Genomic DNA, 15261 nt, shown 5'->3' on the forward strand with positions numbered 1-15261 from the left:
GAGCTTAATGACCGGGCCGGAATTAGTAGCTAAAGTTTTTCAGGCGGGAGTGGTCGGGGCCGGCGGGGCCGGCTTTCCGACCCATTTTAAAATTAAAAACCGGGCGGAAATCGTCATTGCCAATGGGGCCGAGTGCGAGCCCCTCCTCCAGGTGGACCAGCAGCTCCTGGTCAGGGAGCGAAGGGCAATTTTAAGGGCTCTTCAGGCAGTAAAAGAGGCTGTAGGGGCCACGGAAGCTTACCTGGCCTTGAAACCCAAGTATAAAGAAGCAGTCAGTGCTTTAGAAGCAGTTTTGCCGGGGTATCCGGGCCTGACGATCAAGTTGCTGCCCGATGTTTACCCGGCCGGGGACGAGCAGGTGCTGGTGTACGAGGTCACCGGGCGGGTTGTCCCCCCGGGGGGAGTTCCCCTCCAGGTAGGCGTGGTGGTTTTAAACATCGAAACCCTTGTTAATGTATATGCAGCTATGCATGACGAACCGGTAACAACGAAGTATGTTACCGTTGCCGGCGCGGTGGCCCGGCCCATAACCATCCAGGTTCCGGTGGGAACGCCGGTGAAGGAGGTCCTGGACCTGGCCGGCGGCCCGCAGGTAGAAGATTTTTTGGTCCTTGACGGCGGCCCCATGATGGGTAAGCCTATCGCCCCTGAACACGATGTGGTGACCAAGACTACCAAGGGGCTGCTGGTGCTCCCGGCCAGCCATCCCCTGGCGGCGAAAAAGCAATTGACCCTGGCCAGGGCCCTGGGGCGAACAATGGCGGCCTGTTGCCAGTGCCGGGAATGTACTGACCTTTGCCCCCGCTACCTGCTGGGGCACCCCCTGGAACCCCACCGGACTATGAGGGCGGTGGCTTATGGGATCACCGGCGATAGCCGGGGTATTACCGGGGCTATGTTGTGTTCCGAGTGCGGGTTATGTGAACTTTTCGCCTGCACCCTGGAACTCTCGCCCCGCCAGGTTAATATCGCCATAAAAAAGGAACTGCGGCGCCAGGGCTACCGGCCAGGCCGGCCAGGGCAGCAACCCCTAGTTAACCCCTGGCGGGACGGGCGCCAGGTACCTACCGGCCGCCTGGTAGCCAGGCTGGGGCTGGGGGATTATAACCGTAAAGCCCCCCTGACCCTGGAATTGTACCGTCCCCGGCTGGTGAGGTTGCCTTTACAGCAGGGCTCTGGTGTGGCCGCCACTCCCCTGGTCAAGAGCGGTGACCGGGTGGCCAGGGGCCAGCTCATCGCTGCTGTTCCCGAAGAGCAAATCGGGGCCAACCTCCATGCCAGCATTGACGGCACCGTCCAGGCGGTGGGTGAGGCGATCATAATCCGGGCCGGGGAGGTGGGTGAAGATTGAATCACGCCATCGGTTTATTGGAATTGAACAGCCTGGCCGCGGGGGTCCTGGCAGCCGACACCATGGTCAAAACGGCGACAGTGGATCTCCTCCAGGCCACCATCATGTGCCCGGGGAAATATATCATCTTAGTTGCCGGGGATGTCAGCGCGGTCCAGAGCGCCGTCGCAGCAGGCAAAGCAGGGTTCGCGGCGAACATCATCAGCAGCCTGGTCCTTGCTAACGTGCACCCGGATGTCTTCCCGGCCCTCAGGGGGGCGGTAGCAGCGACTGAAATGGGTGCTCTGGGTTTGATCGAATCCTTTTCGGTGGCGGCGGCCATCCAGGCCGCCGATGCCGCGGCCAAAGCGGCCGTAGTGCAACTCCTGGAGATTCGCCTGGCCCGGGGTATGGGCGGCAAAGCCTTTGTTCTTTTTACGGGGGATGTAGGTGCGGTCACAGTGGCGGTGGCCGCCGGCGCCCGCCAGGCGGAGGCCGAGGGTATGCTGGCCGGCACGGCCGTAATTGCCAATCCCGATGCCCGGGTCTGGGAGCAGGTGCTGTAGAAGGTTCAAATGGTGGGCGGGCAGGAGAATTAGAAGCAGGTGCTACCAGCTACCAGTGAAAGAGGGTATTTTGATGCAGATTTTAGTTCTCAATTGCGGCGGTTCATCCATGAAGTACCAGCTCCTGGCCATGCCGGAGGAAAAGGTGCTGGCCAAAGGGAGTATTGACCGGCTGTTTACCCCCCGGGCAGAGGTAAGGCATCAGGTGGCGGGCCGGGAAGCAGTCCGGCAGCCCTTGCCCGGTGCGACTTTTGCCGACGGCATCCGCTGGCTGGTTACCGCATTGCGGGAAGAGGGTATCATTGCCGGGGTCACGGATATTGACGCCATTGCCCATAAACTGGCCCACGGCGGGGAGAAATTCCAGCAGCCGGTGTTGATTGACGACGAAGTCCTAGCTACCCTTACCAGCCTTTCCAGCCTGGCGCCGGTTCACCTGCCCCCGGCGGTGGCAGGCATCAGGGTGTGCCAGGAGTTGCTGCCGGGGATACTCCAGTATGCCGTCTTTGAAACCAACTTCCACCAGACTGTACCGCCTTACGCCTATATCTACGGCCTGCCCTACGAGTGGTACGAACAGTACGGCATTCGCAAGTATGGCTTCCACGGTACCTCCCACCGCTATGTAGCAGAGACGGCAGCCGGAATCCTGGGACGGGAACTCCGGGAATTAAAGCTTATCTCCTGCCACCTGGGCAGCGGCACCTCCGTGGCAGCCATCAAATACGGCCGGTCGGTAGACATCAGTAGCGGACTGACACCCCAATCGGGGACCATTATGTCCACGCGGCCGGGGGATTTTGACCCCTGGGTCTTTCCCTTTATCATGGAACTGACCGGCATGACGCCCGCCGCAGTTAATGAAGTTATGGTTAAAAAGGGCGGCCTGCTGGGTATTTCCGGCTTGAGCGGCGATATGCGCGACCTGGAGGCCGCGGCCAGAGAAGGCCACCAGCGGGCCCAGCTGGCCATCAATGTCTTTTGCTACCAGGTAAAGAAGTATATCGGTGCCTTTGCCGCCGCCATGAACGGGCTGGACGCCTTAATATTTACCGGCGGCATCGGCGAACGGTCCCCTGCCATCCGCGCCGGGATCTGCCGGGATCTTGATTTTTTTGGGATTGAGTTAGACGAAGAGAAAAACAAACACCGGCCCCGGCCGGATATCCTCTCCAGGGACAGTGCCCCGGTGGCCATCCTGGCCATTGATACCAATGAGGAACTGATGGTGGCGCGGCAGGTGGCGGAGCTGGTAGGGGAGCAGAAGTAAAGCCTGGGCCCCATCACCAACCCCCTCCTCTGGTCCCACGCCATATCTGTACACCCCGTGATTACTTTAGCTGCCTGGAGGACGCTGCCACGCCCGGGTAACCCTCGCAGTTGTGGCCGAAGCCGGTGCCTATAGCGATGGCTACCCTGGCTCTCCCCGGCACTTTGATTTTAGGCATACTTTATGCTCCATATGTCCATAGAACGGAGAGAAAGCGGCGAGAAAGCGGCGAGGGTCCGGGATAAGGCGTTAAATCTGCCGGCGCGAGAAAAGACGGCCCGGCCCGATCGGTTACGCAATTAGCCATCACCTCCGGCTCCCTGTTAGAATGGGGGCGAAAGGAGGTTAGCAAGATGGCCAAAGTAACAGTAACATTCAAGAGTAGGGTTTTAAAGTTAATAATCCTTCAACAGGCTCAAAGTGCTTCGTATTCCTCGTCACCAGGGGGGCTCTCAGGTCTAAAGAGGTACTGGCAATAACGGCATCTACCGGGGCAAGTCCATGAGCTCTGTATTTTTGCAAAAGCTCTCCGGCACGCCGGGCAATATTAGACGATACGGGAATGGCATTAAAACGCTTAAGCAGACTCTCTACCTGCTCTTTTTCACCTTTTTGGGGCATAGTACCAGCCAGCAATTCCATTTCCGTAAGTACAGATATATGGCCTGTAAACTCACCCTGAAAGATACGCGATAAAAAATCAGTGGCAGGCTGAAAGCCCCGGAGGTGATCAATGAGGATATCAGAGTCAATTATAATGCTATTCATCGAGTAATTCCTCCAGGCGTTGGCGATCTGATTGACGTAATTCTCGGATGAAATTCTCATTGATATCAGTTCTATCTTTCCATAAACCAGCCGTAGCTTTAAGTATATCTTCGCTTGTACCATGGCTACTAGTTAAGGCTTTCTTTTTTACCTCAAGTATAATACTGTTTTCCCCGATCGCTTTGACCAGCAGGGCATCACCAGTATGAATTTTTAACTGGCGCCGAATCTCTGAAGGTATGGTTATTTGTCCTTTGGAAGAAATGCGTGTTTCCATAAGCAATATCCCTCCTTACCAACTTCTTTACTCGCCATAGTGTATCATACCTAGTAAAGCAATGTCAAGAAAGGTAGGCGGCTATGGTCCCAGCAAAAACTCTATCGCCCTGGAGGAAGGAATTCATGCAAACAAAAAACCTAGACGTCGTCTCCATAGGCGAGATTTTAATCGATTTCGTGGGCAGCCCAAAAGGGCGTCCGCTGGCAGAAGCAACCGATTTTCGGCGCGCCGCCGGTGGCGGGCCGGCCAATGTGGCCGTTGGGGTGGCCCGCCTGGGCGGCCGCACCGGTTTCATCGGCAAGGTGGGCCGGGACGCCTTCGGTGATCATTTAGAGCAGATCCTAGAGGAAAACGGCGTGGACACCCGTGGCCTGCTGCGTGATGATGAGGCCAACACCACCCTGGTTTTTGTTGCCCTGAATGAAAAGGCGGTACCGGAGTTCGTCTTCTTCCGTCACGGGACAGCCGATACGAGGCTGGATCCCGCAGAACTGCCGCAAGAGGTACTTGAGGACACCCGTATCCTCCACTTCAGTTCCGTTTCACTCACGGTGGAACCAGCGAGGGGCGCCACCCTGGAGGCCGTCCGGCTGGCCAGGGCGGCCGGGGCAATCATATCCTTTGACCCCAACCTGCGCCTTTCCCTCTGGCCGGACGCCGTAAAGGCCAGGCAGGAAATCCTGGCTGCTATGAAACTGGCCGACGTAGTCAAACTAAATAAAGAGGAACTGCGCTTTTTATTAGGGACTGAGGCAGAAACAGTGGCCGCTGGAGTCACAGCCCTGCTGGCCAGGGGCCCCCGCCTGGTAGCTGTCACTTTAGGTGAAGATGGCGCTTTGCTGGCCGGGATAGAGAGTAAGGTCCGCCTGCCGGCCTTTCCGGTACAAGCCGTCGATACCACAGGCGCCGGTGATGCCTTTATGGCCGGCATGCTGGTGGTGCTGGCTGAAGCCATCCAGCAGGGGGAGGATCTTGAGGCCCTGGATTCCGCCTGGCTGGAGCGGCTGGGTAGCTGGGGCAACGCCGCCGCGGCCCTGACCTGCACCCGCCCTGGCGTAATACCGGCTTTGCCTGCAAAAGAAGAAGTGGCAAAATTAGCGACATAAAGAGCGGGTAATGGTATTACCGGGATAGAATACTAAAAGGGCATAGGCAGTTTTTTATGTTTTATAAGCCTTCGTGGGGCTTTTTCCCGGCCAGGAAACGCACCAGCCGGTCCAGGCCTTCTTTGATGTTTTCCAGGGAATTGGCGTAGGAGATGCGGAGATACCCCTCGCAGTTGCGGCCGAAGTCGATTCCCGGAGTGACGGCTACCCGGGCCTTCTCTAAAATCTCAAAGGCGAAGGAATAGGAATCGCCGGTATATTTCTTTACGTTGGCCAGGGCGTAGAAAGCGCCGGTAGGCTCGACCCGGGTGGCCAGGCCCATGGTTTTGAGGCGGCTCAACAGGTAACGGCGTCGCTCGTCGTAAGTAGCGACCATATGCGCCACGTGTTCATCACATTCCCGCAGGGCGGCGATGCCGGCGGCCTGGACGAAGGAACCGGCGCAGATAAAGAGGTTCTGCTGCAGCTTTTGTAAAGGCCGGACAAGCTCCGGCGGCGCGATGACGTAACCCAGGCGCCAGCCGGTCATGGCGTAGAGCTTGGAGAAGCCGTTGATGACAAAGGCCCGGTCGGTAAACTCCAGGATGGTATGCTCCCGGCCTTCGTAGACCAGGCCGTGGTAGATTTCGTCGGCAATGATATAGGGTTCCAGGCCGGCCAGGGCTTCTAATTCGGCTGCCGTAAAGACGGCGCCGGTGGGATTGGCGGGAGAATTGACCATGATGGCTCTGGTCCGGGGTCCGAGGCTGGCCTGAACAGCGGGAAGGCGGTACTTGAAACCGTCTTCTTCCTTTACCGGGACAAAAACCGGCCTGCCGCCGTGATAACGAATGAAATTGGGGTAGCAGGCATAGTGGGGATCGGGGAGGATGACCTCGTCACCCTGCTCCAGGAGTACGCCGAAGGTCAGGAGCATGGCCGGCGAGGTGCCGGAAGTTACGATGATTTGATCGGGCGAGATGCTGACCCCGTACTTGCGCAGGTAGTAGCGGGCGATTTCTTCCCTGAGTTTCGGCTTGCCCAGGCTGTGGGTATAGTGGGTGTCACCGTCCCGGAGAGCACGCCTGGCGGCTTCTTTGATCGGTTCCGGGGTGTCAAAATCAGGTTCGCCGATTTCCAGGTGGATGATGTTCTCCCCCCGGGCTTCCATTTCTTTGGCCTTTTCCAGGATGTCCATGACGATAAAGGGCGGCATTTCCCGGGCCCTGGCGGCAATATCTTTTTCCCTGTCAGGCATATACTTCCCTGCTTCTTTATAATAATGAGTAATGTTAACGTTTTTTCGCCACAGGGAAGCAGGAATCCTGCCCACTAACTTATCTTTCGCTAATATTTTCAAATCCCTGCTTAAGAAAATGCCTGTCAAAAGCAAATGCCTTTTTAATACCCAGCTTACGCATCACTGCAAAGCTAACGGCATCTACCAGGCTCAAATTTCTCCTGTTGGCGGTCAAAACGGCATTGGCACCCAACTGGTGCAACTCGGCGTCAATCCATTCTACTTGCAGCAGGGGAAGAATATCTTCGTGAAATACCCGCAAAGCTTCCATCCCCAGCCGCCGCTGTACCAGGGCATATGTTTCTACGAGAACGTAACTGCTGCAAATCATTGGAACACCGCTGGTTAAAAGATTTTCCCATATTTTTTTGGCAGCGGCATGATTCTCGTCGTCAGCATCGAGGATGGCTAAAAAAGCTGAAGTATCAAGATAAACATTCATTCCGCAAAAGCCTCCGTTAAATAGGCATCATGATTGCGGGAGAGGTCCTTAACACCGGAACGAAAACGCCCTGCTGCCTTTATAGCCCTCTGAATTCGTTCTTTTTGGCCAGGATTGCTACCGGCCAAGACCTGGTCGACGCCGAGCCGGATTAATTCCGCCATGGATATTTTTTTAACAGCAGCCATTTTTTTCAGGGCATGATATTGTTCTTCCGTGAGCTGAACTTGCGTACGGATCATTTGTTATATCATCCCTCCAATAATGATTAAATGTAAGCATAATAATGTTATCATGATGTTACCCCTTTGACAAGGGGTAGAGCAGGTGTTAACCATATACACGTACTATTTAGCTCTTTGTAGATTCTTGCGAATCCATGGTGATATAATAATTTTGGTGATGAAAAAGTGGCCAGAGAACTAACGGAAATAATCAAAAAGCGCTATAACCGCACGGCGCTCTTTTATGATTGGATGGACCGGATGATCCCCGATGAATGGCGCCGGCGGGTGTGGCAGGAAGTCCGGGGCCGGGTGCTGGAAGTTGGAGTAGGCACAGGGGCTAATTTTCCTTTTTACCCACCCGGATGCCGGGTAACGGCCATTGATTTTAGCCCCGGGATGCTGGCCAGGGCCAGGGGGAAGCTCCACGTGGCCTGGGTACCGGTGGATTTAAAAGAAATGGATGTCCAGCACCTGGAATTTGGAGACGCCAGTTTTGACACGGTGGTAGCCACCTGCGTTTTTTGCACAGTACCCGATCCAGTGCAGGGGCTAAAGGAAGTACGCCGGGTCTGCCGCCCCGATGGCAGGATCGTCCTCCTGGAGCATGTGCGCAGTGAGCACTGGTTCCTCGGCCCCGTGATGGATGCCCTGAACCCGCTGGTCCTGTATCTAATCGGGTCCAACATTAACCGCCGTACAGTCGCGAATGTGAGGATGGCCGGTATCGAGATTGAACGGGAGGAGGATCTGGCGGGAAAGATTGTTAAATTAATTGTCGGGCATCCCGGGGAAATTTAAAGTTTTGGCTACAACTTTCTTTAAGAATTTGTTAAATAGCACTTCAGGCCTTGCGTTCTGCGCCGTGGTATGCTATTATAACTCCAAATTAGTTTAGGCCAAAGCGATGAGGGGGAGTGTCGGCGGCCCACTCCGGTAGGCGAGAGAGCTGGTGGCTGGTGGGAACCAGCCCGGAGGCTGTCGAGGGGCACCCCTGAGTACCCGGCGAGAAATCCTGGATAAGGAAGAAGCCGGGGCGGTCATGTCCGTTACGCATGCAGAGGGGGCCGGGTTATGGCGTTTTTAACCTGGTCAATTAGGGTGGCACCGCGGGTGAAACTCTCGTCCCTTGCAAAAGGGACGAGAGTTTTTATTTTGGACTGGTTAAAAAAGGGAGGTGACCTGGCGGTTTTTAACCCTTTAGCTCAATATAGTGCGCCATTTTAAATTAAATATAGTAAGCCTTTATGATAACTACTTCTATCGATAAATTAAGAGGAAAGGGTGTTCTCCATGACTGACAAGCAAATCTTACTTCTCCCCGGGCCGACGCCGGTGCCGCCCCGGGTGGCCTTGGCCATGGCGCGGCCGGCTATAAACCACCGCGGTCCGGAGTTTAAAGCGCTGTGGGAAGAAGTAATGGAGGGGTTAAAAGATGTCTTCCAGACCCGTTCCGAGGTGGTTATTTTAACGGCTTCGGGTACCGGTGGCATGGAAGCGGCCGTAGCCAACCTCATTTCCCCCGGGGAAAAGGTGCTTGCCGTAACCATTGGCGCCTTTGGCGAGCGTTTTATTCAGATTTGCCGTGCCTTCGGTGTTGAAACGGAGGTTATGGCCTTCCCGTACGGGCAGGCAGCTGACCCCCTGGCCATAGCCAGGCGCCTCGAAGCCGATACGGAACATAAGATCAAGGCCATTCTAGTCCAGCATAATGAGACCTCGACCGGGGTTTTAAATGACATCCAGGCCATCAGCCGTGCCCGGGGAAGCCACCCGGCCCTCCTCATTGTGGACAGCATCAGCGGCCTGGTGGCAGCCGATTTACCAATGGACGCCTGGCATGTTGATGTGGTCATCGCCGGGTCCCAGAAAGCCTTCATGTTACCCCCGGGATTAACCATGCTGGCTGTTAGCGATCGCGCCTGGCAGGCGGCTGAAAAGTGCACCAACCATCGTTTTTACCTGGATATTAAAAAGGCGAGAAATTCAGGGCTAAAGGGGCAGACGCCCTTTACACCGGCTGTCCCCCTGCTCTACGGTCTACAGGAATCCTTGCGTCTCCTGAAGACGGAAACCCTGGCCGGCAGCTTTGCCCGCCATGCCCTGATGCGGGATATGGTACGGGCCGGGGTCCGTGCCCTGGGGCTAAAGCTCCTGGCTGACGATACAGTAGCCTCGCCGGCAGTGACGGCCGTCTGTGTACCGGAGGGTATGAAACCGGCAGATATCATCACCCCCTTGCGGGAAAAATTTGGCGTGGTCGTTGCCGGAGGGCAGGGTGACGTCAAGGACAGGGTGTTCCGCATCGGTCATCTGGGCTATGTGAGTTGCAGCGATATCCTGGCCGGCCTGGCTGCCCTGGAAAATGTCCTTATTGATGCCGGTGTACCGGTGACCCGGGGTGCAGCAGTGGCCGCAGCCGGGGCTATATTAAGCGAAGGAATGCCTGCTGGCGTGGAAACCCTGGCCAGCTAGAGTAGAGGAGCCGCTTATAGGGGCTAAGCGCCCGTTCCACCAAGCATGAAAATGTAGGTTGAGGCAAGGGGCTGGAGGGTACAGGCGGAGGGCGACTTGGTTCGAGGCGTCAGATACTTACGCGAAGCCGCAGGGAGGCGGCGGTGAATGGGATGGGGATCGTAACGTGGCTTCAGGAATGAGAAGTGTCACACCCCGTTACAATTGATCAAAGAGATAAAGGTTAGCCACCCCCGCCGCCGAGCAAGGCTGAGCGCTAAGTTTGCTAGCCCAGAACCACCGGAGCCCGGAGCCTGTACCTCCAGCCTACAAAAAGCTGAATTACAGCTTAACTAGTAGTAACCATGGCAGAACCCCATTTCCGAGGGAGGGGATAACCAAAATGCACGTTTTAGCCCTGGACAGTATAGACGAACGCGGCCTGGCTATCCTCCGGGAGGCAGGCCTGGAAGTTACGGCCGCCGGTAAAATGAATGAAGAAGAACTCAAAGACGCTATCCGTGACAGTGAAGCCTTAATCGTCCGCAGCGCAACAAAGGTAACGGCGGCGGCCATCAACGCTGCCAAAAAGTTAAAGATTATCGGCCGGGCCGGGGTGGGCACCGATAATATCGACGTCACCGCCGCAACTGAAAGGGGTATCGTAGTTGTTAATGCTCCTGAGGGCAACACCGTTGCGGCCGCCGAACATACCATGGCCATGATGCTGGCCCTGGCCCGCAATATACCCCAGGCCAACGCCACCTTAAAGCAGGGCATCTGGGAGAAGAAGAAATATGTTGGCGTTGAACTGCGGGGGAAAACCTTAGGGGTTATCGGCCTGGGAAAAATCGGCCGCGAGGTGGCCCGCCGCGCCCGGGGCATGGAAATGAAGGTTATGGCCTATGATCCTTACGTCGACCCGGAACAGGCCACGCGCCTTGAGGTCGAACTGGCCTCCCTGGAGACAGTCCTGCAAGCCGCCGACTTTGTAACCGTCCACCTACCCCTGACGAATGAGACCCGGCATCTCCTGGGCCGGGAGGAACTGAAACTCCTGAAACCCGGAGCGCGGGTGTTGAATGTGGCCCGGGGAGGTATTATCGACGAGGCAGCCCTTTATGAAGCTTTAAAAGCCGGGCAGGTGGCCGGGGCGGCCCTGGACGTCTTTGAGGAAGAACCCTTAAAGGCCAGCCCCCTGCTGGAACTGGACAACGTCATTGTTACCCCCCATCTGGGAGCTTCGACGGAGGAAGCCCAGGTAGCCGTAGCAGTTGAGGTTGCTCGCGATGTAGTGCGCTGCCTTAAGGGAGAACCGGTTTTGAACGCCGTCAATATCCCGGTGGTGCGGGGCCATGTAGCCGAGGTCTTAAGGCCCTACCTGCAACTAGCCGAAAAATTGGGGAGCTTCCTGGCCCAGCTCATGGAAAGCCCCATAATTGCGGCGGAGATCTGTTGCAATGGTGAGCTGGCCCAGTATGACCTGGCGCCCCTGACCAGCTCCTTCTTGAAAGGGTTACTGCGTCCCCTCCTGGCCGATGCCGTCAACTATGTCAATGCGCCCCTGGTGGCCAAAAAGCGGGGTATACGCATCCGGGAAAAGAAGAGCCGGGAGATGGAGTACTTCGCCAACCTCATCAGTGTAAAGGTCGAGGGGCGGCGGGAGAGCCACCGCCTGGCCGGGACCGTCAACCAGGCCGGGGAACCCCGTCTGGTCAACCTGGACGGTTATAGCGTCGATGCCAGCCCGGCAGGGCACATGCTGGTCGTGCCCCACCTGGACCGGCCGCGTATAATCGGCCCGGTAGGCCTGGCCATAGGGGACCATAAAGTGAATATCGCCGCCATGCAGGTGGGGCGGCAGGAAATAGGTGGCGAAGCCGTCATGCTTATTAGCGTTGATTCCGAGGTACCGCGGGAAGCACTACAGGCCATTCGCCAGGTGGACGGCGTCCTTGATGTGCGCTATATTTACCTTTAAGTTTCTAATGGGGGCGGTAACGCCCCTTAAGTTTTTTACGGCAGGTTTGCCCCGGGCCTTTAATCGTGGCATAATAGTGGCAGGATTATCCACACTAACCGGATGAAAGGGGAGCGGTATTTTGTTGGATATTAAACTAATACGCCAGGAGCCGGAAAGGGTGGCTGAAGCCCTGGCCCGCCGGGGCCTGAAGGCCGGGCTGGAGCACTTTTTAACTCTTGATGCCCGGCGCCGCAACCTCCTGGTTGAGGTCGAGGGACTGAAGAATAAACGCAACCAGGTATCGGCCGAAGTGGCCCGCCTTAAGAAAAACGGCCAGGACGCTACGGAGTTAATTGCCGCCATGCGCGAGGTCAGCGACCGCATTAAAGAACTGGATGCGGTAATTCGCGCTGTGGAAGACGAGCTCCAGCAGGAAATATTAAGGATTCCCAATATACCCCATGATTCCGTACCCGACGGCTTGAGCGACGCTGAGAACAAGCCGGTACGCCACTGGGGCGAGCTGCCCCGCTTTGATTTTGAGCCGCGGCCGCACTGGGAAATAGGGGAACGGCTGGGAATCCTCGATTTTGAGCGCGGCAGCAAGGTGGCCGGGGCGCGATTTGTCTTTTACCGCGGCGCCGGAGCGCGCCTGGAGAGGGCCCTGATTAATTTTATGCTGGATCTCCATACCATCAAGCACGGTTATACGGAAATTTTCCCGCCGTACCTCGTCAACAGCGCCAGCATGCTGGGTACCGGCCAGCTGCCCAAATTTGCTGAGGATATGTTTCATGTCGAGGGCACGGATTATTATTTGATACCGACGGCCGAGGTGCCGGTTACCAATCTATATCAGGGGGAAATCCTGAACGGTGATTTATTACCCATCTACCATGTGGCCTACAGCGCCTGTTTCCGGGCCGAGGCCGGGGCAGCCGGGCGGGATACCAGGGGCCTCATCCGTCAGCACCAGTTTAACAAGGTAGAGCTGGTTAAATTCACCCGGCCGGAGGATTCGTATGAAGAGCTGGAGAAATTGACGCGGGATGCGGAAGAGGTCCTGCAGCTCCTGGGCCTTCCCTACCGGGTGGTGGTCCTCTGCGCTGGCGACCTGGGCTTTTCAGCGGCCAAGACCTATGACCTGGAGGTATGGTTCCCCAGCGCCGGTACCTACCGGGAGATTTCCTCCTGCAGTAACTTTGAGGACTTCCAGGCCCGGCGGGCCGACATTCGCTTCCGGCCCGGCCCCAAGGAAAAACCCCGCTTTGTCCATACCTTGAACGGCTCCGGGGTGGCCGTGGGGCGGACGGTGGCGGCCATCCTGGAGAACTACCAGCAGGAGGATGGTACGGTACTTATCCCCAAAGCGTTAAGACCATATATGGGTGGCCTGGAAGCCATCCGGCCGGAGCAAGGATCAGGGGCATGAACCCTTCCCTCCACTTCTTAACCAGGGAAAACTGGTACTGGAATTTACTCTTTTTCTTCTACGGCCTGTCTTTCTTCCTCATGGGCTTTGGCATCCTCCTCCAGGCCCGGCGGGGCAGCAACCTGCACCTGGGACGGCGTTTACCATGGCTGGCTGTCTTTGGGCTTTTACACGGGCTGGTGGAGTGGGGCTACATTTTCATTCCGACTGCCGCAGTTGCTGAAGGCTGGCAGACTCTGAGGGGGGTTCTCTTTAACGGCGGGCATGCCCTGCTCCTGGCTTTATCCTACCTCTTTCTGCTGGTCTTCGGCGTTGATCTCCTGGCGGATACCAGGAACTGGCCGGCCCGGCTGAGGCTTTTACCCTTTACCTGTTTCGGGGTATGGTTGCTGTTTGCCGCCTTCACTTTTCCCCGCCAGAAAACAGGGCTTGATGCGTGGATGATACTTATAGAAATAGCGGCGCGCTATTTGCTGGCGGTACCGGGAGCGGCGGTGAGCGGGCTGGCCATCCTGGCCCAGGGGGATGAACTGCAACATTTTAAGCGCAAATCCCTGCAATTTTTCCTAAACGGCTCTGCCGCGGCCTTATTTCTTTATGCCTTAGGCGGGGGATTGATTGTACCGCCGGCGGCTTTTTTCCCGGCCAATTTTCTCAATACGGACCTGTTGCTGCGCCTGGGCCTGCCGGCGCCGGCTTTACGCATCCTCAGCAGTATCCTGGTTGCCTTTTTTATCTTCCGCCTCCTGGATGTTTATGATGCCGAGGAACAGCACTACCGGGAGATCGTCAGGGAACGGGAGATGATTTGGCGGGAAAGGGAAAAAATCCGGCGTGATCTTCATGATGGGGTTATCCAGTCCATCTACGGCCTGGCCCTGGGTCTGGAACACAGCCGCACCCTGCTGGCGGATAACCCGGCGGCAGCTGCGGCTAGGCTCGCGACCCTGTCGCAACAGGCAGAAAAGGTAATATCTGACCTGCGGGGGTATCTGGCCGGCCTGCACCTGGGCCGGGACCTGCCGGCCGACCCGGTGGCCCTGGTGAAAAAACTGGTGACAGACCTGGCCAGGAATAGTGATTTAAAGGTAAACTGGCACGTCCAGGGGAACGGACAGCCTTACCTGGATACTGACCAGCGGGATCACCTTTACCACATGATGATTGAGATTTTAAGTAATATTCGCCGTCATGCCCGGGCCAGCGAGATCTGGGTCGGGGTAGATCTGGGGGCCGGCGGTTTCAGGGTAAAGATTAAAGACAATGGAACCGGCTTCGATGCGACGGTCCCCACCGTTGGGCAGGGCCTCAAGAACCTGCGGCAGCGGGCGGCCCTGGCCGGGGGCTGGTTGGAAATTGAAAGCTCGCCCGGGCGGGGAACAGCCATGACCTTCTGGCTGCCCTATGAGGGCGATAGCGGGGGGAAAGTCCATGGCCATCCGCGTGGTGCTGGTAGATGATCACGCCGTAGTCCGGGAGGGGCTGCGGGCCCTCCTGGCCAGGGAAAAGGATATTGAGGTGGTAGGGGAAACCGGTAGTGCCGCTGAGTTATTAAACTTGGTGGATAAGGTCCGGCCGGAAGTAGTAGTAATGGACCTCCAGCTGGGCAACGGCCAGAACGGGGTGGAGGCGACCCGGGCTTTATTGCGAAAACGGCCGGACCTCAAGGTTGTTATTTTAAGCATGTACGACGATCGCGAGCTAATCTTCCGGGCCCTGGAAGCGGGGGCCAGGGGCTATGTTTTAAAGCGGGCCGGGGTGGAGGAGCTTATCCAGGCCATTCGCCTGGCGGTCAAGGGTGAAGCCTTCCTCGATCCCCAGATTGCCCGGCGGGTTATCGACGGCCTGCAGCAGGGCTTGCCGGCAGCCAGGGAGGGTGATGCCGGGAAGGCAGAATTGACCGACCGGGAGATGGAGGTCCTACGCCTGGCTGCCGAGGGTTTGACTAATGCGGAGATTGCCAGGCGCCTGTTTATCAGCGTCAAAACCGTCCAGGCCCACCGAGCCAACCTGATGCAAAAACTGGGTCTCCATGACCGGGTGGACCTGGTTAAGTATGCCATCAAAAAGGGCATTCTTAAACTGGAAGATGATTAGTTGCGGTTATAGGGTTTAGAACCGAGGGGGAAAATTCGGGTCGCCGACCT

General features: G+C 56.9%; 15 protein-coding genes and 1 other annotated feature. Of the genes, 10 read left to right on the forward strand and 5 right to left on the reverse strand.

Annotated elements, in window-relative coordinates; all coding sequences use genetic code 11:
- Window positions 1-7 precede the first annotated feature (7 nt).
- The 3 genes from MOST_RS08845 to MOST_RS08855 all read left to right on the forward strand — a co-directional run bounded on the left by MOST_RS08845 (window position 8) and on the right by MOST_RS08855 (window position 3166).
- Window positions 8-1351 (forward strand): 4Fe-4S dicluster domain-containing protein, encoded by a 1344-nt coding sequence (locus tag MOST_RS08845; RefSeq protein WP_054936909.1) that lies wholly within the window; start codon window positions 8-10, stop codon window positions 1349-1351.
- Window positions 1348-1896, forward strand: a complete 549-nt coding sequence (locus MOST_RS08850; protein WP_054936910.1) for a BMC domain-containing protein — start codon at window positions 1348-1350, stop codon at window positions 1894-1896. Before MOST_RS08845 ends, MOST_RS08850 begins: the two co-directional genes overlap by 4 nt.
- A gap of 73 nt (window positions 1897-1969) precedes the next feature.
- Window positions 1970-3166: an acetate/propionate family kinase gene (locus tag MOST_RS08855; protein WP_054936911.1), complete on the forward strand. Its 1197-nt coding sequence runs from the start codon at window positions 1970-1972 to the stop codon at window positions 3164-3166.
- Window positions 3167-3541: 375 nt separating this feature from the next.
- On the opposite strand, the gene MOST_RS08860 is transcribed toward MOST_RS08855, so the two are convergent.
- A complete protein-coding gene (locus MOST_RS08860) occupies window positions 3542-3934 on the reverse strand; it encodes a type II toxin-antitoxin system VapC family toxin (RefSeq protein WP_054936912.1) in 393 nt (130 codons plus the stop codon).
- Complete coding sequence (locus tag MOST_RS08865; protein WP_054936913.1) at window positions 3927-4211, reverse strand: AbrB/MazE/SpoVT family DNA-binding domain-containing protein; 285 nt, start codon at window positions 4209-4211, stop codon at window positions 3927-3929. Before MOST_RS08865 ends, MOST_RS08860 begins: the two co-directional genes overlap by 8 nt.
- Before the next feature lie 125 nt (window positions 4212-4336).
- Between MOST_RS08865 and MOST_RS08870 the strand changes: the two genes are divergently transcribed.
- A complete protein-coding gene (locus MOST_RS08870; protein ID WP_054936914.1) occupies window positions 4337-5320 on the forward strand; it encodes a carbohydrate kinase family protein in 984 nt (327 codons plus the stop codon).
- 61 nt (window positions 5321-5381) lie between these two features.
- Here MOST_RS08870 and MOST_RS08875 read toward each other — a convergent pair whose 3' ends face one another.
- The 3 genes from MOST_RS08875 to MOST_RS08885 form a co-directional block, all read right to left on the reverse strand.
- Entirely contained in the window at window positions 5382-6557 is a 1176-nt protein-coding gene (locus MOST_RS08875; protein ID WP_054936915.1) for a pyridoxal phosphate-dependent aminotransferase, read from the reverse strand.
- A gap of 79 nt (window positions 6558-6636) precedes the next feature.
- The gene (locus MOST_RS08880; RefSeq protein ID WP_054936916.1) at window positions 6637-7041 is read right to left on the reverse strand and encodes a type II toxin-antitoxin system VapC family toxin; all 405 of its coding nucleotides are present in this window, start codon (window positions 7039-7041) and stop codon (window positions 6637-6639) included.
- Window positions 7038-7283 (reverse strand): ribbon-helix-helix protein, CopG family, encoded by a 246-nt coding sequence (locus MOST_RS08885; RefSeq protein ID WP_054936917.1) that lies wholly within the window; start codon window positions 7281-7283, stop codon window positions 7038-7040. The genes MOST_RS08880 and MOST_RS08885 overlap by 4 nt, the downstream gene beginning before the upstream one ends.
- 168 nt (window positions 7284-7451) lie before the next feature.
- Between MOST_RS08885 and MOST_RS08890 the strand changes: the two genes are divergently transcribed.
- The 6 genes from MOST_RS08890 to MOST_RS08915 all read left to right on the forward strand — a co-directional run bounded on the left by MOST_RS08890 (window position 7452) and on the right by MOST_RS08915 (window position 15211).
- Entirely contained in the window at window positions 7452-8066 is a 615-nt protein-coding gene (locus MOST_RS08890; protein WP_054936918.1) for a class I SAM-dependent methyltransferase, read from the forward strand.
- Window positions 8067-8163: 97 nt separating this feature from the next.
- Window positions 8164-8398 (forward strand) — a binding site (T-box leader).
- 160 nt (window positions 8399-8558) lie between these two features.
- Window positions 8559-9740, forward strand: a complete 1182-nt coding sequence (locus tag MOST_RS08895; RefSeq protein ID WP_054936919.1) for a pyridoxal-phosphate-dependent aminotransferase family protein — start codon at window positions 8559-8561, stop codon at window positions 9738-9740.
- Between the two features lie 382 nt (window positions 9741-10122).
- The gene (serA, locus tag MOST_RS08900; protein WP_054936920.1) at window positions 10123-11700 is read left to right on the forward strand and encodes a phosphoglycerate dehydrogenase; all 1578 of its coding nucleotides are present in this window, start codon (window positions 10123-10125) and stop codon (window positions 11698-11700) included.
- Between the two features lie 121 nt (window positions 11701-11821).
- Window positions 11822-13114: a serine--tRNA ligase gene (gene serS / locus MOST_RS08905; protein WP_054936921.1), complete on the forward strand. Its 1293-nt coding sequence runs from the start codon at window positions 11822-11824 to the stop codon at window positions 13112-13114.
- A complete protein-coding gene (locus MOST_RS08910) occupies window positions 13111-14574 on the forward strand; it encodes a sensor histidine kinase (protein ID WP_054936922.1) in 1464 nt (487 codons plus the stop codon). Before serS ends, MOST_RS08910 begins: the two co-directional genes overlap by 4 nt.
- Window positions 14546-15211, forward strand: a complete 666-nt coding sequence (locus MOST_RS08915) for a response regulator (RefSeq protein ID WP_054936923.1) — start codon at window positions 14546-14548, stop codon at window positions 15209-15211. Before MOST_RS08910 ends, MOST_RS08915 begins: the two co-directional genes overlap by 29 nt.
- The last annotated feature ends 50 nt before the right edge of the window (window positions 15212-15261 follow it).

The organism is Neomoorella stamsii (assembly GCF_002995805.1).
Classification (GTDB): domain Bacteria; phylum Bacillota; class DSM-521; order Neomoorellales; family Neomoorellaceae; genus Neomoorella; species Neomoorella stamsii.

Excerpts from the sequence above, each read along its gene's own strand:
- MOST_RS08875 (WP_054936915.1), bottom strand. The coding sequence starts at position 6,557 with ATGCCTGACAGGGAAAAAGATATTGCCGCCAGGGCCCGGGAAATGCCG.
- MOST_RS08885 (WP_054936917.1), bottom strand. The coding sequence starts at position 7,283 with ATGATCCGTACGCAAGTTCAGCTCACGGAAGAACAATATCATGCCCTG.
- MOST_RS08895 (WP_054936919.1), top strand. The coding sequence starts at position 8,559 with ATGACTGACAAGCAAATCTTACTTCTCCCCGGGCCGACGCCGGTGCCG.
- MOST_RS08855 (WP_054936911.1), top strand. The coding sequence starts at position 1,970 with ATGCAGATTTTAGTTCTCAATTGCGGCGGTTCATCCATGAAGTACCAG.
- MOST_RS08865 (WP_054936913.1), bottom strand. The coding sequence starts at position 4,211 with ATGGAAACACGCATTTCTTCCAAAGGACAAATAACCATACCTTCAGAG.
- MOST_RS08870 (WP_054936914.1), top strand. The coding sequence starts at position 4,337 with ATGCAAACAAAAAACCTAGACGTCGTCTCCATAGGCGAGATTTTAATC.
- serA (WP_054936920.1), top strand. The coding sequence starts at position 10,123 with ATGCACGTTTTAGCCCTGGACAGTATAGACGAACGCGGCCTGGCTATC.
- MOST_RS08915 (WP_054936923.1), top strand. The coding sequence starts at position 14,546 with ATGGCCATCCGCGTGGTGCTGGTAGATGATCACGCCGTAGTCCGGGAG.
- MOST_RS08910 (WP_054936922.1), top strand. The coding sequence starts at position 13,111 with ATGAACCCTTCCCTCCACTTCTTAACCAGGGAAAACTGGTACTGGAAT.
- MOST_RS08845 (WP_054936909.1), top strand. The coding sequence starts at position 8 with ATGACCGGGCCGGAATTAGTAGCTAAAGTTTTTCAGGCGGGAGTGGTC.
- MOST_RS08880 (WP_054936916.1), bottom strand. The coding sequence starts at position 7,041 with ATGAATGTTTATCTTGATACTTCAGCTTTTTTAGCCATCCTCGATGCT.
- MOST_RS08860 (WP_054936912.1), bottom strand. The coding sequence starts at position 3,934 with ATGAATAGCATTATAATTGACTCTGATATCCTCATTGATCACCTCCGG.